The 24,636-nt window shown below is 44.7% G+C and carries 22 protein-coding genes; 12 read left to right on the plus strand and 10 right to left on the minus strand.

Annotated elements, in window-relative coordinates:
* The first annotated feature begins 53 nt into the window (after positions 1-53).
* Both purU and AABA11_RS06215 read left to right on the plus strand, forming a co-directional pair.
* Positions 54-914, plus strand: a complete 861-nt coding sequence (purU, locus tag AABA11_RS06210; protein ID WP_265729221.1) for a formyltetrahydrofolate deformylase — start codon at positions 54-56, stop codon at positions 912-914.
* 191 nt (positions 915-1,105) lie between these two features.
* Positions 1,106-1,366, plus strand: a complete 261-nt coding sequence (locus AABA11_RS06215; protein WP_265729222.1) for a formyltetrahydrofolate deformylase — start codon at positions 1,106-1,108, stop codon at positions 1,364-1,366.
* A 124-nt stretch (positions 1,367-1,490) separates the two neighbouring features.
* On the opposite strand, the gene AABA11_RS06220 is transcribed toward AABA11_RS06215, so the two are convergent.
* The gene (locus AABA11_RS06220) at positions 1,491-2,570 is read right to left on the minus strand and encodes a DUF3549 family protein (RefSeq protein ID WP_338266316.1); all 1,080 of its coding nucleotides are present in this window, start codon (positions 2,568-2,570) and stop codon (positions 1,491-1,493) included.
* A 113-nt stretch (positions 2,571-2,683) separates the two neighbouring features.
* Here AABA11_RS06220 and AABA11_RS06225 point away from each other — a divergent pair, with 113 nt between their 5' ends.
* The 5 genes from AABA11_RS06225 to can all read left to right on the plus strand — a co-directional run bounded on the left by AABA11_RS06225 (position 2,684) and on the right by can (position 7,563).
* Complete coding sequence (locus AABA11_RS06225; RefSeq protein WP_265729224.1) at positions 2,684-3,025, plus strand: YqcC family protein; 342 nt, start codon at positions 2,684-2,686, stop codon at positions 3,023-3,025.
* A complete protein-coding gene (locus AABA11_RS06230; protein ID WP_265729225.1) occupies positions 3,022-3,891 on the plus strand; it encodes a DUF1853 family protein in 870 nt (289 codons plus the stop codon). The genes AABA11_RS06225 and AABA11_RS06230 overlap by 4 nt, the downstream gene beginning before the upstream one ends.
* A gap of 51 nt (positions 3,892-3,942) precedes the next feature.
* Positions 3,943-5,955, plus strand: coding sequence for a putative bifunctional diguanylate cyclase/phosphodiesterase (locus AABA11_RS06235; RefSeq protein WP_338266320.1), 2,013 nt, complete (start codon positions 3,943-3,945; stop codon positions 5,953-5,955).
* Positions 5,956-6,080: 125 nt separating this feature from the next.
* Positions 6,081-6,938 (plus strand): putative RNA methyltransferase, encoded by an 858-nt coding sequence (locus AABA11_RS06240; protein WP_338266322.1) that lies wholly within the window; start codon positions 6,081-6,083, stop codon positions 6,936-6,938.
* Positions 6,931-7,563, plus strand: coding sequence for a carbonate dehydratase (gene can, locus AABA11_RS06245; protein ID WP_265729228.1), 633 nt, complete (start codon positions 6,931-6,933; stop codon positions 7,561-7,563). The genes AABA11_RS06240 and can overlap by 8 nt, the downstream gene beginning before the upstream one ends.
* An 81-nt stretch (positions 7,564-7,644) precedes the next feature.
* Here the strand turns inward: can and AABA11_RS06250 are convergent, their stop codons facing one another.
* The gene (locus AABA11_RS06250) at positions 7,645-8,598 is read right to left on the minus strand and encodes a LysR family transcriptional regulator (protein WP_265729229.1); all 954 of its coding nucleotides are present in this window, start codon (positions 8,596-8,598) and stop codon (positions 7,645-7,647) included.
* A 92-nt stretch (positions 8,599-8,690) separates the two neighbouring features.
* Positions 8,691-9,881 (minus strand): AGE family epimerase/isomerase, encoded by a 1,191-nt coding sequence (locus AABA11_RS06255; RefSeq protein WP_338266326.1) that lies wholly within the window; start codon positions 9,879-9,881, stop codon positions 8,691-8,693.
* Positions 9,882-10,036: 155 nt separating this feature from the next.
* Between AABA11_RS06255 and AABA11_RS06260 the strand changes: the two genes are divergently transcribed.
* Positions 10,037-11,242 carry an ROK family protein gene (locus tag AABA11_RS06260; RefSeq protein WP_338266329.1) on the plus strand — a complete coding sequence of 402 codons (1,206 nt, stop codon included), beginning with the start codon at positions 10,037-10,039 and terminating at the stop codon, positions 11,240-11,242.
* Complete coding sequence (locus AABA11_RS06265) at positions 11,239-12,741, plus strand: TyrR/PhhR family helix-turn-helix DNA-binding protein (RefSeq protein ID WP_338266331.1); 1,503 nt, start codon at positions 11,239-11,241, stop codon at positions 12,739-12,741. Before AABA11_RS06260 ends, AABA11_RS06265 begins: the two co-directional genes overlap by 4 nt.
* A gap of 63 nt (positions 12,742-12,804) precedes the next feature.
* Here AABA11_RS06265 and AABA11_RS06270 read toward each other — a convergent pair whose 3' ends face one another.
* From AABA11_RS06270 to AABA11_RS06285, 4 genes are all read right to left on the minus strand, one after another.
* On the minus strand, positions 12,805-12,966 hold the full coding sequence (locus AABA11_RS06270) for a hypothetical protein (RefSeq protein WP_265729233.1): 162 nt from the start codon (positions 12,964-12,966) through the stop codon (positions 12,805-12,807).
* A 252-nt stretch (positions 12,967-13,218) separates the two neighbouring features.
* On the minus strand, positions 13,219-14,040 hold the full coding sequence (locus AABA11_RS06275) for an HAD-IIB family hydrolase (protein ID WP_338266334.1): 822 nt from the start codon (positions 14,038-14,040) through the stop codon (positions 13,219-13,221).
* Positions 14,041-14,091: 51 nt separating this feature from the next.
* Entirely contained in the window at positions 14,092-15,516 is a 1,425-nt protein-coding gene (locus AABA11_RS06280) for a sigma-54-dependent transcriptional regulator (RefSeq protein WP_338266335.1), read from the minus strand.
* A 9-nt stretch (positions 15,517-15,525) separates the two neighbouring features.
* Entirely contained in the window at positions 15,526-17,166 is a 1,641-nt protein-coding gene (locus AABA11_RS06285) for a transporter substrate-binding domain-containing protein (protein ID WP_338266336.1), read from the minus strand.
* A 508-nt stretch (positions 17,167-17,674) separates the two neighbouring features.
* On the opposite strand from AABA11_RS06285, the gene AABA11_RS06290 reads away from it, so the two are divergent.
* Positions 17,675-18,550 (plus strand): TAXI family TRAP transporter solute-binding subunit, encoded by an 876-nt coding sequence (locus AABA11_RS06290; RefSeq protein WP_338266338.1) that lies wholly within the window; start codon positions 17,675-17,677, stop codon positions 18,548-18,550.
* 220 nt (positions 18,551-18,770) lie between these two features.
* Here the strand turns inward: AABA11_RS06290 and AABA11_RS06295 are convergent, their stop codons facing one another.
* Complete coding sequence (locus AABA11_RS06295) at positions 18,771-19,808, minus strand: IS110 family RNA-guided transposase (protein WP_338264851.1); 1,038 nt, start codon at positions 19,806-19,808, stop codon at positions 18,771-18,773.
* Positions 19,809-19,881: 73 nt separating this feature from the next.
* Between AABA11_RS06295 and AABA11_RS06300 the strand changes: the two genes are divergently transcribed.
* The gene (locus AABA11_RS06300; protein ID WP_420915691.1) at positions 19,882-20,082 is read left to right on the plus strand and encodes a TAXI family TRAP transporter solute-binding subunit; all 201 of its coding nucleotides are present in this window, start codon (positions 19,882-19,884) and stop codon (positions 20,080-20,082) included.
* A 112-nt stretch (positions 20,083-20,194) separates the two neighbouring features.
* Positions 20,195-22,783 carry a TRAP transporter permease gene (locus AABA11_RS06305; protein WP_338266340.1) on the plus strand — a complete coding sequence of 863 codons (2,589 nt, stop codon included), beginning with the start codon at positions 20,195-20,197 and terminating at the stop codon, positions 22,781-22,783.
* 75 nt (positions 22,784-22,858) lie between these two features.
* On the opposite strand, the gene AABA11_RS06310 is transcribed toward AABA11_RS06305, so the two are convergent.
* Together AABA11_RS06310 and AABA11_RS06315 are read right to left on the minus strand one after the other, a co-directional pair.
* Positions 22,859-23,215, minus strand: a complete 357-nt coding sequence (locus AABA11_RS06310) for a HopJ type III effector protein (RefSeq protein ID WP_338266342.1) — start codon at positions 23,213-23,215, stop codon at positions 22,859-22,861.
* Between the two features lie 33 nt (positions 23,216-23,248).
* The gene (locus tag AABA11_RS06315) at positions 23,249-24,457 is read right to left on the minus strand and encodes a Bcr/CflA family multidrug efflux MFS transporter (RefSeq protein ID WP_265729236.1); all 1,209 of its coding nucleotides are present in this window, start codon (positions 24,455-24,457) and stop codon (positions 23,249-23,251) included.
* Positions 24,458-24,636: the final 179 nt, after the last annotated feature.

Genomic DNA, 24,636 nt, shown 5'->3' on the forward strand with positions numbered 1-24,636 from the left:
GTGTCGCTTCGCCTTTTTATTTTTAAGCGTTTTTAAGGTTTATAAGTTTTACTATGAGAAAGAAAACATTTCGACTTGTGATTAGTTGTCCCGACAGAGTGGGGATTGTAGCGGCGGTGAGTCAGTTCTTAAACGAACGCAAAGGCTCGATTATCGAAGCGAGTCATCATACGGATTTAGAGCAAAAATGGTTTTTCATGCGTCACGACATTGACGCAGAAAGCCTGAATATTGACGTCGAAACATTCCGCCAAGAATTCGCGCCAATCGCAGAAGAGTTCAACATGCGTTGGTATGTGAAAGACAGCGAAGACCGTCCGAAAGTAGTGTTGTTGGCGACCAAAGAATCCCATTGTCTAAACGACATTATGCATCGCTGGCACACGGGCGAACTGAATTGTGAAATCGTAGGGGTTATCGCTAACCACGAAGACCTGCGTTCTATGGTTGAATGGTACAAAATTCCATACTTCTGCATCCCAGTGCCGAAAGAAAACAAAATGCCAGCGTTTCAAGAGATTGAAGCCTGCATTGATCAGTCTGGTGCTGACACCATTGTACTGGCGCGCTACATGCAGATCTTCCCTGAATACTTGTGCGAAAAATACCGTCACAAAGTAATCAACATTCACCACAGCTTCTTGCCTTCTTTCATCGGTGCTAAGCCTTACCATCAGGCCGCTGTTCGTGGTGTGAAGTTGATTGGTGCAACCTGTCACTATGTGACGGCCGATTTGGATGCTGGTCCGATTATCGAGCAAGACGTGATTCGTGTTCGTCACAGCCACGCAGCAGAAGACATGGTTCGTCTTGGTAAAGACATTGAGAAATTGGTGCTGTCTCGTGGTTTACGCTATCACTTAGAAGATCGTGTCTTGGTGCATGGTAATAAGACCGTAGTGTTTGCTGAGTAACCTGCTCACAGTAATATAGTGGAAAGGGAAGGCGTGATGTCTTCCCTTTTTTTTAGGCATTTTATAAGCATTTTTTTATTTTTTTGTAATCTTGGTGCTGCAAAATTTTCGTTATTGGAAAAAGAGTCTATATTCTATAGTTATGTGTACGATAAATGATCAATTTAAGAGACGGCAAGGTGAGGTGAATTATGAAACTCAAATTAACGCCAACTCAAAACTTGTGCGTTGGGTATTTGGAGTCGGGGTTTAAGCTAATCCAATTAGACGAACAGTTTTACTTTATCAAAGGCGAGCGTCGACAAAAAGTGTTGCCAAAAACACTGGATGCGCTGGTTAATCGTGGCGCATTGGCTCACAACGAGCAAGGCGACTACATGCTGAGCGATGAATTTGTCGAGCACCGCAAACGAATGCGTCAAACCAACGAGCCGAAACAGACTCGTCATTGACAAAGTATCTACGACTACCTTGGCCCCATTTTTTCTACTCAGGTAAATGGGGCCTTTTTTATGGCGTCTTATATTGTAAACGCCACAGACTCTGATTCTTCTGTTTCTCTTCTTTCCTAATCACTCACTGCACCGATCTTGGTGTTTGCGTGAATAGGTGACTGACTGCTTGCGCCAGTGTTGGGCTGGCGTGTCCACTGCGAAGTAATGTCCAAAGCGGTTGTTTGGTTTCTGGGTGTTGGCTGAGTTCGGCGGCGATTTGTTTGAAGGCTATGTAGCCGTCTTCTCGATGTGCCAATTTTTCCATGATGATGCGCAGCAATTGAGGGTTTTGAGCCAACCAATGTGGGCATTTCGCCGCCAAAGCGGCGATGGCATGAAGGTCATCGTCTTTGCATTCTGTCAGGCTGCCCAATAATCCAAACAAGGGGAGCAAAAGTCGGTCGTCTAGGTCTGCTCTGGAAAGGGCGCGCAGATAGCTTGCTTGTAACAAAGGTTCTTGTTCTGTTTGCAGCTTTTCAATCAGGGTGTCTTGTAGGGCTTCCGGTAAATTTTCGTGTTCCAGTGCATGGCATAACGCGCTAACAACAGGATTGGCCGCATGGCGAATGGCATTGTTAATGAGTGCGCTATAGTGGCTGTCGTGCGCTTGGGTGGCCAATTCGGCTATGCCTTGTAACCCCAATGTTTGCCAGCTTTCATCTTGTTCTAGGTCGTTAGAAGAGAGGTATTTCACCACGGCATCGAAGTAATGAGAGGGTGTTTGGCGTAGGTCTTTGCCCAATATAGCATGCAGGCTGGCCATGCGTTCTTGGTCAGGTTTGAAAGCGTAAGGGCTGTCTTCAAGCGCTTCAGATAAACCAGCTTCTTCGCCTTTGTGTAGTATTTTATCGACGATGCTTTTGATGAAGTGATCACGAGTGCCGAGGTTTAGGCAGCCAGCTTCGTCTAAGGGCATTTTTATGAACCAGATTACGCTTTGCTCAGCGGCTTTATCGCTGTTTTGAGTTTGAGCGTTTTTCATTTTTAGTAGGCAAGCAAGCCAAGCGTGTTGACGAAATGGAAAGGGGTAGGCTTGCTGTTTGCGATCGAATTGGATCGCCTGTTGTGGGGTGATTTTGGTGATGTGACGACCGAGGTCGTAATAGTTTACATCACAGCCAACCATGTTGAATAAGTCTGCTAAAGATTCTATTTTGTTCATACTAAAGTTTGGGCTCATGCTGCCGATACAGGTTCAAATGAAGTGCTATCGGTAGGCTTTCATGTGTGAATTAAAGATGCGCTATCTTACCGTTTTTCATAGGAGAAATCAGGTTGAAAAAAACCTTTTCTGCCCATCATGTATTGGCGGATTTACTGATGGACTTGCAAATGGCAATGCAAGACGGTGGTGTTTGGGAATGCGAGACTCCTTCTGAACTAGCCCAGCAAAGCTCAGAACCTTTTTGTGTGGACACCATGGCGTTTGAGCAATGGTTGCGGTTTGTGATGATTGAGCGTTTTAAAAGCATGTTGGAAACGGGGGAGGCGTTGCCGGTGCGTTGTCATATTTCGCCGATGGCGGAAGATGCGTTTAAAGGACTGCCGGCCAATAAAGTAAGCCAAATTGTGGTGTGTTTAAATCGCATCGATCAGCATTTAAGCGGTGCGTTGTGACCTCACTGTCTCAGCGAGTTCAGCATCCTTTGGTTAGGGATCTTGCGTGGCTGGTGGAGGGACATTATATCGAGCGTGATTTTGCGTTGGAAACCTATTGGTTGCCAGATGTGACGGAGCGTGTGTTGGCTCTGGATCAACAGCCATCGTCTTTAGTTGAAGCCATGGCAGCGTGTAAATCGCATTTTCTTGGCAGTTATTTTGAGACGTTGTTTTCGTATGCTATCCGTCATTTGTCGATGCTAACGATTCATCTGGAGCATGTTCAGATTGTCGGCCAAGGCAAAACCTTGGGCGAGGTGGACATGTTGGTGGAAACGCCTGCCGGTGACCTACACCAGTTTGAAATTGCCATTAAGTTTTATTTAGAACGACAGGATTTGTACCCGAATCATTGGATTGGGCCAAATAAAAACGACAGTCTGCTTAAAAAAGTCACAAGAGCCAGAGACCATCAGTTACAAATTTTGCAAACGGAAGAAGGCGTCAGTGCCATTGCGGATGTGGCAAAAGGTCGTGTGCCGCATTCGAATTTATTGATTTTTGGTCGGCTTTATAAGCCTTTAGGCAATAGCCAAGATGGGGGCGAGTGGTTAACGCAAACAGAGTTTGGTGGTTGGGTTCGAGAATCTGAGGCGGCGACGTTGACGGCACAATTTTCGAAGTTTTTAATCTTACAAAAGCCGCATTGGCTGGCTTTTCCAAATGATAATGTGAATTTTTCTTTCAATTTGACGCAATCTGCCTACAATCTCGTAGGTAAAATCCTACATGACTCTCGACCTGAGCATGTTTTTTTATGGTCTTCTTCTGAACAGGAAGAAGCAATAAACAAGCATGTTTTTATTGTGCCTGATTTGTGGTGATGGTTTGACGACCCTTTAGTATGCAAAATGTATTGTAGTAGAACTTAGTAGATGACAGATTTATCGACACTGGTGCATGACAAAATGCCGTTGGCTGCTTGGATTATTGATATAGAGCGCTCAAGTGTGCCTTGGTGTAATGACGCGGCCGCTGAGTTGCTGACAGATTCTTTGAGCGATATAAAGTCAGGCCAACGTTTGATTTCAGAGGCGCTGCAAAAGCGCTTGTCTGTTTACATCGACGCGTTGTCGTTGGGCGATGCTTTGCCGTTTAAATGGCCTTATCTTGCGAAAGACGGTACACAATACACGGTCAGTGGTTCTGTGATTGCATTAGGGGAAGGGCGTCGAGGTTTGTCGGTTGAAGCGCACCCTGTGTCCGTTCTATTCAAACCTACTCCTGCCGTGATGGGCAACATGTTACCAGCGCAAGCGATCACCGCCAGCAGGTTACCTACCCAATTCAAAAGCCTTTCTGTTGCCGCTTTTGATCCTAATGGCGTTTATTTGGAAGCAAGCGACCGCTTTAGCGAACTGTTTGGCGATATTCAACATATTCGAGATCTATTTGCTGTGTCTGGTGCGGCCAATAGTTTTATGCGACGTTTAGAACTGAAAGAGTTGCTTTCCCAAGAAATCCGTTTGTCCAGTAAAAAAGGCGTTCGTTGGCATAAGATTGAAGTCTCTTATCATCCTTTAACAAATGACATTTACTTACTGACCCATGATATTCAAGAAGAACGAGATCATGACGTCGCGCTGTACCGTCTAAATAATTACGACAGCCTGACTCAATTGCCAAATCGCAATTTGCTGTACCAGCAGTTAGAAAGTGCGTTGGTCAATGCACGCAAGCGCCAGCGACATTTTGGTATTTTGTACCTGGATTTGGACGGTTTTAAAGTGATCAATGATAACTTTGGTCATCGTGTGGGTGACGAACTTATCCAACGTGTTGCTGAGCGCATTAAAACCTGTATTCCTTCACGAGCCTGTTTGTATCGCTTGGGTGGGGATGAGTTTGTGGTTGTATTGGAAAACACCGATTCCATTGATGAGCTGGAAGACATTGCAAAGGGCATTATGCAAAATGCCAGCGATACGTATCCGGTGGCCAAAATGGAAATGATGATTACTGCCAGTATTGGTATTGCGAGTTACCCTCAGCACGCGGATGACATTGATAATTTGCTCAAAAATGCCGATGCGGCGATGTACCGTGCGAAGTCCACGGGCCATAACATGTATTTTGTCTACGAAAATGACATGGCAGATAACATTGATGCTCACCTTACTTTGGGTGGTGGACTCAGAAAGGCCATTGAGGAAGAGCAGTTCATTCTGCATTACCAACCTAAGATTCGTCTGTGTGATGAAGTGGTGGTGGGAGCGGAGGCTTTGATCCGTTGGATTCACCCTGAATTGGGGATGATCAGTCCTGATCAATTTATACCTTTAGCAGAAGAAAGCGGTTTGATTCTACCGCTAGGCGAGTGGGTGATTCGACGAGCCTGCCGACAATTACAAGAATGGCGAGAAGCGGGATTTGCGCCGATAAAACTGTCGGTGAATTTGTCCAGCCGACAATTTATGCAGGCTGATCTGGTTGATATGGTGGAACGTGTGTTGGAAGAGACGGGTGTCGATTCTGAATACTTTGAACTTGAGTTAACCGAGAGCATGTTGATGGCGGATGCGCAACAATCTATCGATAAATTGCATGGTTTTCGGAAGCTGGGCTTAACCTTGTCTATTGATGATTTTGGGACAGGGTATTCATCGTTGGCCTATCTGAAAAAATTCCCGATTCAAACGTTAAAGATCGACCGATCATTTATTCATGACTTGGGTTTGGATTGCGATAACGATGCCATCGTTAAGGCCACTATTGCCATGGCCAACAGCTTGAATCTGAAAGTGATTGCCGAAGGGGTTGAAACACGCTCACAAGTGGATGCATTAAACGGCTATGCTTGCGAAGAGGTGCAAGGGTATCTGTTTTCTCGACCTTTATGTGGTGATGACTTTCTGTCCTATGTGAACGGACGCAGCGCCATCGTTTGACCGCTAAAGATAAAATACGCCATCAAATTAAGAAAGCATTATGGCTTTGGCATTTTTGATGTCTTGCGTGTTTGGAATAGGTTATCCTTTTCCTCACGCGAAAATTATTAAACGATGGGAACACTGTGTCGACGCTTGAAAATCTTTCTTGTCCGATAGACTCCACACCGCTAAGCCTTGTTGAACGAAGCTTAAAGTGCGATCAAGGACATACATTCGATCTGGCCAAATCCGGCTATGTAAATCTTCTTCCAGTACAAAATAAGCGTTCTAAAGACCCTGGCGATAGCAAAGAGATGGTGGTATCGCGGCAAGCCTTTCTGTCGCAGCAACATTATTTTCCCATTGTGAGTGCGATTTTATCTTCTTGGCCGGAACGTCATTTATACGACGGCGTGCGTATTCTCGATGCTGGGTGCGGTGAAGGCTATTATCTTGATGAAATTGGTAAGGCTTTGATGGCGCAAGAGACGAGTGCCGAGCGCACTGGGCTTGATATTTCAAAGTGGGCAATAGCGGCCGCGAGCAAACGAGATAAATCGGTCAGTTGGTTGGTGGGCAGCAACGCCAGCTTGCCTGTGCCAGATTCACGCTTTGATGCCGTATTGTGTTTATTTGGGTTTCCTGTTTTTAGCGAGTTTTCTCGAGCATTAAGCGACGACGGTTTGCTGCTTTTGGTTGAATCGGGTCCAGATCACCTAATCGAGCTGAGAAGAATATTGTATCCGACTATTCATGAGTACAAACCGACGTTTGCTGACGGTGTGGCGGGATTTGAGCTAATGCAGGAAAAAACAGAAACCTTTTCATTTACTCTTGGTTCTCAGGAAGACATACAGAATTTATTGAGTATGACGCCTCATATGCATAAAGCGTCTTATGACGGCCGTGAGGCTCTAAAGCAACTCAATTCTATCATTTTAACCGCGGACATTAAGCTTCGTTGGTATCACAAAAAGGCTAAGGAAGTGAATCATGTCTAACTATTTAGATGAACTTTTCAATAAAAATAGAGAGTGGGCCGCCAAAGTAACGGCGGAAGATCCAGAATTTTTTTCCACCTTATCTAAGCAACAACAGCCTGAATATCTATGGATCGGGTGTGCCGATAGCCGTGTTCCAGCAAACCAGATTGTGGATCTTTTGCCAGGTGAAGTCTTTGTTCACCGTAATATCGCCAACGTTGTGGTGCACACCGATTTGAATTGTTTGTCTGTTATCCAGTTCGCGGTGGATGTACTGAAAGTCAAACACATTATGGTTGTTGGTCACTATGGCTGTGGTGGTATCAAAGCGGCTATGGGCAACGAAGAGCACGGTATGATAGACAACTGGCTACGTCATATTAAGGACGTGTATCGTTTGCATAAAGACGAACTGGATGCCATTAGCGACGAACACACACGCTTTGATCGCATGTGTGAGTTGAATGTGGTTGAACAGGTGGCGAACGTTTGTCAGAGCAGCATTGTTCAAAATGCATGGAAAACGGGCCAAGAGTTACACGTTCATGGTTGGTGCTACAGTATTGATAATGGGCACATTACTGATCTGAAAAGAACCGTGTCGAATGCTGAAGAATCCGCTGAACAAATGCTAAACATGTAATGCGTGCTAGTAAGTAAAAGATAACACATAAAAAAACGAGCAAATTTGCTCGTTTTTTTATGTCTGAATGACCCGGGTGAACTACAGGTTGTTGTTTTCTGCAATGGTTTTTGCGCAGCCCGCAATCGTTGATCTCAGCCAAATGTGGCCAGGATCGTGTTGAAGCAATGGGCTCCAGAGCATTTTTAGTTCAACCGGCGGAATATCGAACGGCGGTGGAATCACGACAACGTTGGGGTTGTTCTTCATTAGGCGAGTGGCCAACGAAGGCAGTGTTGCGATCAATCCGAGCTGCTCTGTGGCGCGCATGGCAACGTTGTAATTCCGAGTAAATAAACGGATATTGCGCTTAAAACCAAGGTCAGCCAATGAGCCGTCAACCCAGCCTAGCTTTTGCACTTCTTCTGGCTGAATGCCCACACCCACACCAAAGCCGGTCTTACTGACCCACACATGTGGAGACTCTAGGTACGTCTCTAATGAAAAGTTCTTCGCGATGTCTGAATCCGCAGGCACCAAACAAGAGAAATGGTCGACCCAAACGGATTTCTGATGAAACGACTGAGGCAAAGTGTCAAATCGGTTGATCACCAGATCCACTTTACCCTTTTCCACATCATGAAAGCTCACATCGCTGGGGTTCATAACGTCTAAAATGACGTTGGGAGCTTCATCTTGTAGCTTTTTCATCAGCGGGGGGATGAGGGTGGCTTCCGCGTAGTCGCTGGCCATAATACGAAAAACACGGGAGCTGGATTCTGCTTCGAAACTTTGCCCTAAGTGCAATACTTCATCGACCGATTGTAAAATGCTCTGTACGCGTGGTTGCAGCTGTATTGCTAGGGCGGTTGGCATCATGCCATCACTGGTTCTGACGAGTAATGGGTCATGAAATAGATCTCGTAAACGTCGTAAACCGTTGCTCATTGCGGGTTGGGTGATACCCAGCTGATTGGCGGCGTGGGTCACATTTTGCTCCCGTAATAAGGAGTCTAAATAACGAAGTAAATTGAGATCTATTTTGTCTAACTGCATAAAGAAAGAGGCTCGCGTCCACTAACGTAGGGGGCTGCATCATACTTCATTTTGACAATGAATAGAATGATCCCCCTAAGTTAGTGTGGGATTTAGCCATGTTTGCTTAGCTGCTCGATGACTTCGTAACAGGCGCCCATGGTGTGATAGTCTGTTTTCCCAGCAGGGCTTTTGCAGTCATCATAGGACTGATTATCTTGGGTGAGAATACGAAACCAAGCACCATATTGGTGGTCGATCATGTGCGACCAGCTGTATTCCCAAAGCTGCTGATATTTTTCCCAGTAATGAGGTTGTTTGGTCATCAGTGCAAGCATGGCGGCAGCGGCAAACGATTCAGCCTGTACCCAAAAATATTTGTCACCATCGCATATTTTCCCTTTGGGGTCATAGCCATAGCAAAGCCCACCATGCGGATGGTCCCAAGCTTTTTCCCACGCTTGATCGAATAGGCGTTGCGCTGTTGGAATCAACCAATCCAAAGGCGAGCGTTGATGGATCAACAGAAGGAGTTTCGCCCATTCTGTTTGATGGCCAGGTTGGAAACCCCAAGGTCGAAACAGATGTTTTGGATCGTCTTTGTTGTACTCCCAGTCCACTTGCCAATCTGTGGTGTAATGTTCCCAAATTTCCCCATTGGCAAGACTGGCTTGGCGAATACAAATATTGTGTGCGAGCAAGGTTGCGCGTTCGAGAAAGTGTGCTTCTTTCGTGGCATCGTATGCGGCCAGCAGCGCTTCACAGCTGTGCATGTTGGCATTTTGCCCACGGTAAGGTGAAGCGTCTTGCCAATCATTGGCGATCTCGTCTTTGTATAAACCAAAGTCGGCGTCCCAAAAATGCGTTTCCATTGTTTCAAACGTGTCTTGAATCCATGGTTTGGCTTCTTCTATGCCCGCTTTATAGGCCGTAGCGTACGCCAGCATAACGAATGCAAAGCCATAGCAGTGGTTGGTTTCGTCTAGGTTTTGGTCTTTGTTCAATAACCAGACATACCCACCATTGTCACGGCGATGACGTTCGCGCAGGTAAGCTAGGCCATGACGTGTGGCATCTAAATACGCTTGGTCGCCGGTTGCTTGGTAGGCTTTGGCGTAGTTGAAAACAAAACGGGTACTACTGACAAGGTGACGAGTATCTGCATCGTAAATGTCACCATTGTCTTTGAAAAACTGATAAAAGCCGCCTGTTGAGTCGATACAACGAGGATGGTAAAAGGCCATGGTCGATTGAATGTGGTCGTTTAGAAACTCGGCGGATTGGAACGCTGGAAATGAAGTCATACTTCGTCCTTTGCTGCGGTCACTGTTGTATAATGTGAGCCTTATTATTTTTAGAAGATCCCTTGTCATTGGTTGAGCAATGTTGAGAGCGTTGTTTCATCTTAATGGGATATATATTATTAAATCAATTAGATTTATTAAAGAGCGATAGTTACATGACGTCATCTGGTAGTACCTCTGAACAAAGTCGTATTTATAACGAGAGGATCATTTTGCATTTGGTTCGACAGCAACCTGACATTTCGCGAGTCAGTATTGCAGAGCAAACCGGCCTAAGTGCGCAGACAATTTCGGTGATTACTTCTTCTTTGTTAGAGCGACAACTTTTGCAGGTCGCAGGCAAAGTAAAAGGGCGGCGAGGCCAGCCCTCGATCAAATTGAGCATTCATAAGCAAGGTGCATACGGGCTGGGTATTAACGTCGATCGAGACCATATTAGCGCCGCTTTATTGGATTTTAGCGGAGCGTGTGTGTTGCTGGTGGAGCGCGCGGTCTCATTTCCAACCGAAGAATTGGCCAAACAAATTGCCACCGATTTGATTGAAGAAGTAAAACTCACCTTAGGAGAGGATTGGAGCCGAGTACAAGGCATCGGTTTGGCCCGCCCTGATTATATGGACTCCTGGTTAGAGACCTTGGTGACAGACTCGAATCAGCGATCGAACCTCGATTATTTAAAAGAGTCACTTTCTTACTGGCGATCCAGCGCTTTCGAAGAGTGGTTGGCGCAGGCCACTGGTCTAACGTGCTTTTGTCAGAATGATGCCGTGGCGGCGGCCACCAGTGAATTGTTACTATCCCCCGAAATTCCCCCTAGGGAATTCTTTTATTTGTTTGTCAGCACCGCCTGTGGCGGAAGCTCGGTGACCAATGCGGAATGCCATTTTGGTGCGCATGGTAAGGCGGGCAGTTTTGGTTTGATACCAACGGCAACAGGCAAACATGGGCAATGGATTCTAGAGGCCTTGTCTTTGTCTTCCTTACGCCGTTTTTTATCTGCTAAGCAGCTGGCTTGGCCAGAGACGCAAGCCGCGTGGTATGACGAGCGCTACCATGCCGCCATAAGCGAGTGGTCTGCAGAAGTGGCTGCGGAAGTGGCGCCTGCATTGGTGTCTGTGATTGCCTTACATGACCCTGAAGCGATTCTGGTTGGCGGGCGTTTGCCTGCGGCAGTGCTACCATTGTTTATTCAACATGCTGAACAAATAATACGTTCGCAAAGTATGCTGCCGTTACCGGTAATTCGTCCCGCTCAAACTGGTCATACGGCGGGGGTGTTGGGTGCTGCGGTCTTGCCCTTGTATGAAACCTTTGCCCCACAACAAAACTTGCTACTGTTGAGCTCAAAAGGAAAACAATGAGAGTCGAAATACAATGCGAAGACAGAATCGGGATGGTGCGAGAAGCACTCGATTTGTTTATCCCCCACGGTATTGATATGCGGTTAGTGGAAGTGGATACGAAACGACGTTGTATTTATTGTGGCTTTCCAGATATTCCCTTTTCGAAACTGCAGCAACTGTTGGCCGATTTACGCCGATTAGAAAGTGTAGAAGACGTTAAAATTGTTATGTTTACGCCATCAGAGCGTGAGCACAATGCGCTTTATACTTTGCTTGAAGCCTTGCCTGATGGTGTGATTTCAGTAGATTTAAAGGGCAACATTACGATGGCAACAGAGCTGGCGGCGGAGGATTTGAATGTGTCTGTCACTGAGCTTCTGCATAAGCCGCTTCACCAAGTTATCAAAGGTTTTAACGTCACCAAAGACACATGGGCCAATCCGCGTGAAAGCATGAGTAAGCGGATTCGCATTCGCAACAAAACGCTGTTGCTTGAAATGAAGCCCATTTTTGTTGCGGATGACGATGGCGTGATGAACCCCGCAGGAACGGTGATTTATCTAAAAACCAAGACTCGCTTAGAACGCCAAACAGCCAGTTTAAAACACGCTCCAGATGCAGAATCGCATTTAGAAGCGTACTTTAAACCTGAGGTGATTAAGAGTGATGCAATGAAACACACTTTGGTTCAAGCAAAAGCGTTCGCTGATGTGTCGATGTCCCTTTTGGTTCATGGAGAAGTAGGGACGGGGAAGCGGGATCTTATAGAGGCGTTATTTCAATATTGGTATAAACGTCAAGGCGAGCCCGATGCTCGGTTAATTGCACGCAACGCGGGCGATATTACATGTGAAGAAATGGCTGAGTGGGAGCAGCTTTCGGGGTGGTTGGTCATATACGATATAGAACAACTGACGCCGAAGGTGCAAATCGAATTGGCCAAATGGCTAGTGCGTCAACCCTCCATAGGCACGAGTCTCGATTCAAACCTGAGAATAATTAGTGTGTCTTCTTTGGCACGCTCTCAGTTAGCCGATGGCGTGACGCTGAACAAAGATGTGTATTTCGCTTTAGCGACATTGGTTGTCAATGTCCCTGCATTGCGTGATCGTCGAGAAGACTTAGAAGGGCTGGTTCAGCAAATCATCCAGACCCATTCAGAACGATACCGTCAGCCAGCGGTCACCGTGTCTAAGTCGGCATTGATCAAGCTGTCTTTGTATTCTTGGCCGGGAAATCTGAAAGAGTTGCAAAATGTTTGTCTTCAGACGTTACTGACCGTAAAGCACACGGAATGGCATCCACAAGACATACATTTACCAGCATCGGATAACGTGGTGGGTGGGTTATTAACCTTGAAAGATGGATCGTTGGATAAAACGGTCAAAGAATGGGAAGCGGAGCTGTTAAAGCAGCTATACCCACGTTATCCAAGTACACGGCGATTAGCTAAAGCCGTGGGGATGAGCCACAGTGCTATTGCGAATAAGCTGAAAGAATACGGCATCAGTACCTGAAAAATTAGCCAGACGTCATAATAAACAGTCTGGCTAACAGAGATATTTGGAAAAGTGAATTAATTAATAAGGGCGTCTGTGTCGCGGTGTTGGACGTTGTGTTTTCTCGCGCTCAATTTTAATAGGCTGTAACTTTGTCTTTGGTTGAAAGACAGATTGCTGAACATTGGCGACCAAGAAAGCAATTGCTGCGCAAGCAGCGATGAATAGCAAAAATTCAAACATGGCACTTCTCCAAACTAATTATTCTTGTAACAATCATGGTTCATAATGATTGTTGGGTAAAGGCAATTATGTTGTCTTTTGGTTAAGGAGTGTACATGATGACACTTCAGACCTCGACTAACTCCTTAAATGGCCTTTTCTCAATGGGCTCAAGCCACATCGATCTTCTTATAATGGCGCTCGCTGGGTAAAAATCAACCCTTTCGTTTTCAATCCTTAATGATTGCCTTTTTATGACGTGCCTTGCGCAAATTACAAGTCATATCGTTTTCTAAGGTATCGAGCAACACCATCTTCATCATGATGGCCAATCACTTGTGTTGCGGCGTCTTTAACATGCATCAATGCGTTATCCGTTGCGAATGCTTCATCGGATTGAGAAAACATCGACAGATCATTGTCGCCGTCACCAAACACGATCAACCTTTCGGCACCAATCTCTGCTTTAAGTTCCATCAGTGCAGAACCTTTACAAACATTGCTGTGATGAATGTCTAACCAAAAAGCATCTGGGTTATAAATTCCACCCCCTGAATAGGCGGTTAAATGCTGATGCTTTTGCGTGTCTTGAATGATGTTATCAATAAATTCAGGGTGCCCCATCGCACTGATGTTGGTGATTCTGGCGTGGTGCGATAATTCACTGATTGGGTGCAGGCTCATGTTTTTGTGATTGCCCAATTCATTGGCAATATGATCGCTCAAATGCCCTGTTAACGGGGCGTGATAGACCTTGTGAGAGCCATCCTCATCCAAACAAAAAACAAATGGAGTGATTTGGTTTTCCTCAAAAGACGTGAGCAATTCAGAGATATGGCTTTGAGACAATAAGTTTCTATGACGGTAAAGATTTTGTTGAGGATCCCACCATTCGACGCCGTTTTTGAAAATTTGCCAGTTAGGAAATTGGTGTCCTGCAATGCAAGGCATGGCCGCAAAATGCGTTCGACCGGTGGCAACCGTATAAAAAATGCCAGCGGATTTCAAACGTTCCAATGTGTCGAGTGTGTAATCAGAAAGTCGTTGATGTCGATTGAGTAACGTGCCATCTAAATCAAATGCTACTAATTCCATAACTGCCTCTCATTCTGGGGTATCGACTATCGCATTGACCTAGCAAGGTGTTCAAGTGATATTTTCATTTTTGGGATGGTTTTCTTTCATGTTTTTTAGTCGTTTACTCAGCGCTGGTTGAGAAATTCCGAGCATTCTAGCGGCTAAGGATTGATTGCCACTTGCACGTTTCATTGCTTCTTCGACTAATAAATCTGCCATGTTACTTAACGTTGGCAGTGCTGCATTAGAAGGAAATTGAACGGTGTTTTCTGTAAAAATTAAATGGTTTTCTTTGGCGAAAAGGGGCTCGAAAGGAGCACAGTTGAGTTCATTTGATGTGCTTTGGCTGACAGCATCATATACCAGTGCCTTTAACTCACGAGCATTACCGGGAAAAGAGTACTGATATAAACGGATGGATAGGTTTTTGGGCACAGCTAAAGCTGCTTTATTCATCTCTGCGCACGCTAATTTCATGAAATGATCAATTAGCAAAGGAAGATCCCCTAAGCGTTCTCTCAGCGGTGGGATATTGATCATGTGAGTTTTTAATCGAAAGAACAGATCCTTGCGGAACTTACCTTCAGCTTGTAGCTCTTCTAATTTTTGGTGTGTAGCGACGACAATTCTAGCTTCCATTCTTTTTGGTTTATCACTTCCGACTGGATAATATTCGCCTTCTTGTAGCAGTCGTAGAAGCTTGATCTGAGACGCTAAACTGAGATCACCAATCTCATCAAGAAATAGCGTTCCGCCAGCAGCTTTTTCAACGAGCCCTAATCGTGTTTTGTCTGCGCCAGTGAAAGCGCCACGAGAATGACCAAAAAGTGTATCTGCAAAGACGTTGTCATCGACACCTGCCACGTTGACGCTCACAAGTGGACCTGAACAACTGCTTAACTCGTGAATAACATTTGCGATCAGTTCTTTACCGACACCACTTTCTCCTGAAATTAAAACCGGTTGGCGTGTACTGGCGATTGACTCAATGTAACGAAAGGCTGACCACATAGCTTGGTCTGAGGTAATTATATTCGCAAAGCTATCGGGCCTTTCGAGTTGATTAGACAGAATTTGTGAACGTAAGGCTTGGTTTTCTATTGTGAGCTCTTGAGTGCGTATCGCTCGTTTTAAGCCATCTATAATTTGGTTTTGATCCGAGGTTTTGACAAAGTAATCAAAGGCGCCTTGTTTGACACATTCCACAGCCGAATCAACTTGGTTTACACCGCTAATAATGATGACGCATACATTGGGGTATTCTTCTTTTAGCCATGACAGTACTTTCTGGCCTGATATTCTTGGCATGGTGAGATCTAATAGAACTAAGCCAATGTCTTCATTTTCCATTAAAGATGGAACTAGGCTTGGATCAGAACAGGTCGTCAGATTGTTATACCCCTGTCTTTCTAATGTTAATGACATGCTCCGAAGAAAAGCGACTTCATCATCAACTAATAAAATCTTAAATTGAGGGTATAGGTTGTGCTTCATGAAAGGCTCTTATTTTTTTATATATGATTCTAAATAGTCAGTATTAGTAAAAGTGCCTTCCATTGCATTGCTAGGTTTATAAACAGGGAAAGAAACGGTAACGTAAGTGCCTTTGCCCAATTCTGAATCAAAAGCTAATTTCCCATGGTGTGCTTTTATAATAGCAGAAGAAACTGACAGTCCTAAGCCCGTACCGCCTTGCTCTCGCTTTGTTGTAAAGAATGGGTCTGTTAAGCGAAGCATGTTGGCAGGATCGATACCTCGACCTTTATCTTCTATCACTATGAGTACGTCTTTTTCATCGAGGCTTTGGGTTGTTGTGATGCGGATGGTATTGCTACGATTTTCCAAAGCATCGCAAGCGTTGATGATCAAGTTAATAATTACTTGTTCCACCCGTTGTGCGCTCCCAATAATAATTGCGTTACGTTTATCTAAGTGAATCTCAAAATCATCGGTAACGTTTCGAATGGAGGTGTCGACTAACCGAATGGCCGTTGAAACCACTTCATTGATGTTAACCTCTTGGGTTATTTCATTTGGCTCTTCACGGGCAAAGTCTTTTAAATCATTCACAATGTTTCGAATTCGTAGTGTACTTTGATCCATTTCGTCCAATAAGTAAGGCAATTCCTGACTCAAACGATCAAACCTAAGCCCCGCTAAAGAAAAGTTAGGGTCGTCTTTTGCATGTTCAGCTAAATAGGGTAGGGCATCTTCCCACGCAGATTTTAGAATAGGAAGATTGAGCATCAGTAAGCCTGTTGGGTTGTTGATTTCGTGAGCAACACCCGACACAAGTACTCCCAATGAGGCCATTTTATCCGCTTGAATCAGTTGTTCCTGCTGCGCTTTTAATTGATATGATCGCTTTTCCACTTCTTTGCGTAACATAGAGTTCCATATTCCGATGACGCTGATAGCCAATAATAAAGCAATAATAATAGAGGCCGCATACAGCCCTAATTTTTTCCATGGAAAAGGAGCGGATTCTAATGTCCCAAACCATTTTTCGTGAATTTTTTGTTGTTTTCCTGTGTTTTTGAGAATGGCTAAGCCTTCATTGAAAAGGGCAATGAGCTCTTCATTTTTTGGCAATGCGCCATAGCCTAATCGTTGACCTGCAATAGGACTGGCTATGGCATGAATATTATTGAGTTTCATCTCTTTGCTAAGGTAAAGACTAGGGGAATTTGCGGTTAATGCGTAATCATGTTGGCCTGAAGCTAGTAAGCGCAACGCTTCAGCATGGGTTTTAACGGGAACTATGATGGCTTGGATATTATTATCAAGTAGGTACTCATGCATGATACTTGCATTTTGGATCATGACTTCTTTGTTTTTTAGCTGAGAGACCTTATCAACAGAAGGGGAGTTTTTTCGCGCAAATATAGAGTAATTAACAATTGAATGTGGAGAGGAAAAAAGAATGTTTTGCGCCCGCTCATCCGAATAAGCAATTCCTTGAAGTATATCAAGACGACCAGAATATAACCCTTCTAGTACACTTTGCCAATTTCCCATTTCGAACCTGACATGAACACCCATCACTTCTGCAATGGCTTTTGTTAGCTCTACTGTGTATCCCGTTGGCTCGCCATTTTCTCCTGCAAATTCGTAGGGTGGGAAATTATAGTCGGCTCCTACCACAATCACTCTTTTTCCAGAATACTCTTCAGAGCGATCTCCTGCAGATGACGTACCTGAAAGCGTACTTAGGCTTAAAAAAAGGCAAAGAATACACGTCAGAGTACGTAGGTGAAAAGAGCTCGACATCTAGGGGGAATCTTCTTTTGTTAATGTTATTAAGGCGAATACTAACGGTATCGGTCGAATAAAAAAAGCACGCTAACTGGAATTAAAATAAGGCTGAGTTGTTTGTTTTTTTGATCGCCATAACAAAAGTTATAGATATAGCTTTTGTTATTAAATGCACTGAGTGCGCTTGTATTACTGGGGTTTGCTGACAATTTCCTTACGCTTTTTGTTTTTCTATAACTTAAGTTATGGTTTTTGGTTGTGAATGATTCGGTGTTTTATTCAAATAATTTCAATAAATATCAATGTCTTAGGTTTTTATTTAGAACTTGGCATCTAATTTGCAATTACGCACCTGCTACATGACATTATTTTAAATACCGGAATGCTTGAGGATTCTATGATAATTAAAAAAACACTATTTAAAGCGTTGCTTGTACCTGCTTTTGCAGGCGCGTCCATGTTGTCTATGGCAGACACTCAATTTGTATCGATTGGTACTGGTGGTGTAACTGGCGTTTACTACCCAGCAGGCGGTTCTATATGTCGTATGTTGAACAAAGATCGCAAAGAGCACGGAATTCGTTGTTCAGTTGAATCAACGGGTGGTTCTGGTTACAACGTAAACAGTATTCGTTCAGGCGAGCTTGAGTTCGGTGTTGCCCAATCGGATGTTCAAACAGCGGCGTTAGATGGGACAGGTCAGTTTGAGGGCAATCCATATCCTGAATTGCGTTCTGTTTTTTCTTTACATCCAGAGCCTATTCACCTCATGGCGCGTGCAGATTCAGGCATTAAAACTTTTGACGATCTTGCGGGCAAGCGTGTGAATATAGGTAACCCTGGTTCAGGGAACCGTTCAATGATGGAACTGTTGATGGCTGAAAAAGGTTGGACGAAGGAAGACTTTGCTATTGCCGCAGAACTAAAAGCATCGGAACAAGCGCAAGGTATTTGTGATGATAAATTTGATGTGACCATTTATGTGTCTGGTCTTCCAAATGGTGTTGCACAAGAAGCAACAACTACTTGTGATATCAATGTAATCACAATGAATGATCCATCATCACTTGCTGTTATGCAGAAAAACACTGCATTTTCACAAGCGATTATTCCTGCAGGTATGTACACCGGAAATGATCAAGATATCCTGACGTTCGGTCCTAAAGCAACGATCGTTACGTCGGCAAAGGTATCTTATATGGTCCACCCCGCGATGCAAGATAAAGTTACTGGTGTGACAGAAAGATATTGCTTCCATATATCCGGCCTTTAGCTGAGGTTTTATAACCTCTGGCCCTGATGGAATTCGCTCGCCCCTACCTCATCAGATGATCGGCCTCTATGAGCCCTAGACCCTAGCAGGTTTTAGGAACGCAGGTCTTACCTTTTATGCCATCACTTGTACTTTATCCACGCAACTCGTTGCTGATTTACTTTGTTAACCGCTTTTCTATTTAACTTTTCTTTGAATCTCATACCCAGCACGGTCAGGATCAAGCTGCTGCCTGATAAGATTCTTTTTTACTTAATACTGCCCAGGCAATACGCGCATTTTTATTGGCAACCGCAACGGCTGAAACATTCTTGCCTCGGCGGTTATCAAGCTCCTTTACCCAACGATTGCGGCGATCATCATGTTTGTCAGCTACCCTGACAACTGTCCTGCCACCATGGATCATCAGGGTTCTCAGGTAGGTATCCCCGCGCTTACTGATGCCGAGCAAGGTGGGTTTTCCACCAGTGGAATACTGTCTGGGCACCAGCCCAAGCCAGGCGGCCAGCTCACGGCCGTTTTTGAACACGGCCACATCACTAATCGCCGCGATCAGTGCGGTGGCGGTCAGCAGGCCGACACCAGGAATGGTGAGTAAGCGTTGGCAATCTTCATGGTTTCTAGCGATGGTTGCCAGTTGTAACTCAAGTGCCTCAATCCGATCATCCAAGTGAACCATTTCATCGCTGAGTGTACTGAGCAACGCCCGGAATACGTCACTTAGGCCACTTTCGGCCTCTTCGAGGATAAGGGGGATGTGCTTTCGAACATAGGAGACTCCCTTGGGAATGGTAATGCCGTACTCCATCAGTAGTCCCCTAATCTGATTGGCTTGCGCCGTTCTTCGGGCAACCGCTTGGCTACGCACTCGGTGAATGCTCTGGATGTCTTGTTGCTCAATGCTTTTCGTAGGCACAAATCGCATACTTGGGCGTTGGATTGCTTCACAAATAGCCTCTGCATCCGCAGCATCATTCTTGTTCGATTTGACATAGGGTTTGACAAATTGAGGGGCAATAATACGAACAGAATGCCCCAAGGCCGTAAATTGACGACACCAATAATGTGCACCGCCACAGGCTTCAATACCAATGACGCAAGGTGGAAGATTAGCGATGCAAGGCAACAACTTACTACGGCTGAGCTTTTTTCTGATAACCGTTTGCCCGTGGCTGTCTACGCCGTGTAGTTGAAAGCTGGTTTTGCTCAAATCGACTCCGAGAGTACATACCTGACCTTTTTTGCTATGCTCGTTCATGGTTCGCTCCGTTTCTTTTGATGAATGACATTGTTTACACAACTCACTTCATCATGGCTCATTTGAAGCCGATATGGGGGCGGGGTGGACCATTCCATTAGATGAAGTGGTTTATCAACTGACTAAATCCGTTTTTGAAAACTTAGATTCTTTCAAACGACTACATCCTGCATTTGCTCGTCTAGAACCAATTGAAATGGTTCATACCTCACTTGTCGCGCCCTTGCACCCAGGTGCTATCCGTTACTACCGTGAGAAAGGTTACATCAAGTAAGCGTCCTTTTGCATGAAGCATCATGCACTTTGAATGAAGCACCAGTTCTTGACTGGTGCTTTTTGAGTTTTGTTATGAGTCGTCACTGTGAAGTGTGTGACTAGGAGTCTGTATGTCTATTAATACAACTACCCCAGCTTCACCAGATAAGTTAGAAGAGCTTGTCGCGGAAGCCGATACGGGTAAGCGCAACCCGGCAGGGAAGATTTCCATCGGTTTGCTTTTTTTAGTACCGCTAATGTGGTCATTGTTTCAGCTATGGACTGGCTCGCCGCTGCCCTCACAATTTGGCATAGGTTTTTTAAACGATACTCAATCTCGTGCAATTCATTTGGCTTTTGCTGTTTTTTTAGCGTTTTTAGCGTTTCCTGCTTTTAGCAAAAGCCCCACTCGTCATATTCCATGGCTAGACTATGCTTTGGCTTTTCTTGTGGCAGGTTGCGCTTCCTATTTGTTTGTTTTTTATGATCAATTGGCCATGCGACCGGGTTTGCCCACTACGACAGATCTTATTGTGTCTGCTGTCGGTTTGATTTTAACGCTTGAAGCCGCTCGTCGGTCTCTTGGTCCAGCATTGATGCTGGTCGCTTTGTTTTTTCTATTGTATGTGTTTTTTGGTGATAGTCCGGCTTTGCCTGAGATACTTCGTTGGAAAGGCGCTTCTTTTGAAAAAGCCATGAATCATATGTGGCTTACTACTGAGGGCGTATTTGGTATTGCCTTGGGGGTGTCCTCGGGTTTTGTGTTCTTGTTTGTCTTGTTTGGTGCCTTATTAAATCAAGCCGGTGCAGGAAATTATTTTATTAAAGTGGCATTTGCGCTGCTTGGGCACATGCGTGGCGGCCCAGCCAAAGCGGCTGTTTTGTCCTCTGCGATGACAGGGCTTATTTCAGGCTCTTCTATCGCCAATGTTGTAACAACCGGTACTTTTACCATTCCTTTGATGAAAAAAGTGGGCTTTAGTGCGGAAAAAGCTGGCGCGGTTGAGGTGTCTTCCTCCGTCAACGGTGTGATTATGCCGCCAGTGATGGGGGCTGTCGCTTTCTTGATGGTGGAGTACGTCGGTATTCCATATATTGATGTGGTAAAGCACGCTTTTTTACCTGCAACGATTTCGTATATTGCTTTGCTGTATATCGTGCATTTGGAAGCGCTTAAAGCTGATATGAAAGGTCTGCCTCGTTCTACACCAGCACGTACTTGGACGGCGCAATTGATTCGTTCAGGCATTGTTATTACCAGTATGCTGATTTTAGCGGGTATGTTGTATTACATAGTGTCGGCTTTGAAGTGGTTATTAGGTGATTTTTCGAATATCGGCTTATTAGTGTTTGTGGTCATTGGTTACTTTGGTTTGCTGTACATTTCTTCAAAAGCGGAAGATCTAGAAATTGACGCGAGCGATGAAGCAATTATTAAATTACCAGTATTCGCTGAGGTGTATAAAGCGGGTTTATATTACCTAGTGCCTTTGGTGGTGTTAGTGTGGTTTTTGATGGTAGAGCGCAAGTCGCCAGGTCTATCGGCATTTTGGGCTTGTATGCTAATGGCGTTTATCTTACTTACACAGAAGCCTCTCAAAGCGTGGTTCCGTAAACAAGATCAAGTTGTACATCAGGCGAAGTCTGGTTTTATTGATCTGATTGAAGGTTTAAACACGGGTGCCCGTAACATGATAGGCATTGGTGTGGCGACGGCTACGGCAGGGATCATCGTTGGTACCGTTACTTTAACAGGCATTGGTCAAGTCATGGCTGAGTTTGTCGAGCTCGTGTCTGGTGGCGTGTTAATTATTATGCTGTTGATGGTAGCCCTGATTTCTTTGGTACTCGGCATGGGGTTGCCAACCACGGCTAATTACATTGTTGTATCGTCTCTAATGGCAAGTGTTGTTGTTGAGTTGGGTGCTCAATCTGGTCTGATTGTACCTATGATCGCAATTCACATGTTTGTATTTTATTTTGGCATCATGGCTGATGTCACGCCCCCGGTAGGCTTAGCTTCTTTTGCAGCAGCGGCTGTTTCTGGTGGTGACCCAATTAAGACTGGCTTTACAGCATTTTTCTACTCAATGAGAACGGCCTTGTTGCCATTCTTGTTTATATTTAATACAGACTTGTTATTAATCGATGTGACCTTTGTTGAAGGGGTTGTTGTCTTTATTGTTTCTTTGGCTGCCATGTTGATTTTTGCGGCGGGCACACAAGGGTACTTTATGGACCGAAGTAGATGGTATGAAAGTGGGGCGCTGCTGTTGATTGCTTTCACTCTTTTCCGTCCTGGTTTTTGGCTTGATATGACGCAAGCTCCTTATCAAGAACGTCCAAGCCATGAAATGTACCGTTACATTGACCAGCATCCGAAATTAGATATGTTACGAGTATCAGTCGAAGGCGAGAATTTGGATGGTCGTTGGATTTCAAAAACGGTCCACATGCCTGTATCTTCGCAAGGAGATGCGGCAACGAGATTGTATCAAGGAGCCGGTATCGAGCTGCGAGAAGAAGAAGGCAAATATCTCATTGATAATTTATCGTTTGGCAGTTATGCCGAGCAGCAAAAGCTGGATTTTGATTGGGAAATAACGCAGTTTGAAACAGAAACAGATCGCCCTGCAAAAGAATGGTTCTATGTGCCTGCTTTCGTATTGGCTGTTTTAGTGGCTTGGCGCCAGCGAAAACGTAAAGCGAATCGCTTGTAATTGAGCATTCTCTCACTTTAATTTTTTCTAGCGTGATTGTTGGGCCGGTTGCTACAAAGCATCCGGCCTTTTTTACTATAGAGTGTCTTTTTTAACCAAAGCTGTTGTTTCGAAATAAATGCCATCCCAACCATGTTTAATAAACTGACGAATATTTTGGTGGTCTTCGGCTGTTGGGTTTTCCAATACATCTACACGGTAGAAGTCGCCAAATAACTGTAAGGTTTCGGCTTCGCTCAGTTGATGAATGGACGCAAAAGAGAAAATTTTGCATGAGCCATTGTTTTCATTGATGCCGTTATTTTGGCTACCGTTTGTAAACGCCATTGGTGTGAAGTCGTATTCGCGCTCGATTACATCAATGACTTCCTTGAACTGTACTTGTTCAGGTGAAAGTTTGATTTTTTCAATGAGCGTTTGTGTGCTTAGCATGAGAGCCTCTTATGGTCGATTGAGTGTAAAAATTTATTGTTCTGACAAGGATTCGCTGTAACGAACGGTCAGTTTGAAGCAGATGAAAGCAACAATACCACATGTGGCAATGGTGCCAAGCATTGGGACGAACGTGCCATTATGTAAAACACTGACGACGACACCGCCTAACGCGCCCATGGCAAAGCGGGATGTGCCGGCTAATGCGGTGACACTGCCATTATGATTGCCTGCATTTTTAAGAGCGCCAGCCATAAACCCACTGCCAAGAATTCCCATCGGGCCCATAAATAACATGCTCGAAACGATAATCAGCCACAACGGTGGGTGATTGAAAAACGTCAGGGTGATCATTAACAGGGACGCAAACAATGGGATAAAAATCGCGTATTTAGACAACACTTCCGTGCCAAGCTTCTCAACGTAACGTCCATTGATCGTCGAAGCGAGCATCATAGAAATGACGTTTAACCCCACTAAAAAGCCAAATTTTGCGGGGTCTACGCCATATACTTCGATATAAACAAACGATGAGCCCGTAATAAAGCTCATCATGCCTGCAAAGTAAAATGCCGATGCGACAACGTAGCCCATAACGGCTCGATTCTTCAGCAGCATGATGTAATTTCTGATGGCGTTTAACAACGAAAATGGCGTTCTTTTGTCAGCGGGCAGAGTTTCTGGAATGGTGCGCAAAAATAAGATCATGGCGAGAATGGCCAAAATACCTAAAAATACAAAAATGTAATGCCAATTAAGAATGGTCAAAATCGCCCCCCCAATAATGGGTGCAGCCAACGGCGCGAGTGCCATAACGAGCATGACCATCGACATAGCTTTGGCGAATTGATTGATCGACATGCCATCCTTTACCAGCGCAGGGACACAAACCGCCACGGCGGCACCACCAAATGCTTGAATGGCACGACCAACCAATAACATCTCATAGCTTTGTGTGATGGCACACAGAAAGCTACCAAGCGCAAACACCGTTAAGCCGCCAACAATGACTTTGCGCCGACCAATAGCGTCTGAAATCGGGCCAAAGACTATTTGTAATAACGCAAAAACCAGCAAATACATACTGAGTGTCATCTGGACCAAACCGATGTCTGTATTTAGGCTTTTTGAAATAGTAGGGATACTAGGAAGATAGGCGTCAATCGCCAAAGGGGTTAGCCCTGACAACAGACCAAGGACTAAAATAATAGGGAAAGTGAGTTTCATATAATCAGGTTTCAAGTGGGTTAGCCTGCTGTCATTCAGCAGAAATATTTTCATTTTATAAAGGGTGAGCAAATTATAATCGGTTTGCGTGATGTGAGAGAATTTAATTGTGCAAACAGTAAGTAAAGCTCAGGGGCATTGAATTTCAGGGTTGGATCTTTTCTGGTCTTACCTTATAGATCGTGGTTCAATTT

Source organism: Marinomonas pontica (assembly GCF_036322735.1).
GTDB classification, from domain to species: domain Bacteria; phylum Pseudomonadota; class Gammaproteobacteria; order Pseudomonadales; family Marinomonadaceae; genus Marinomonas; species Marinomonas pontica.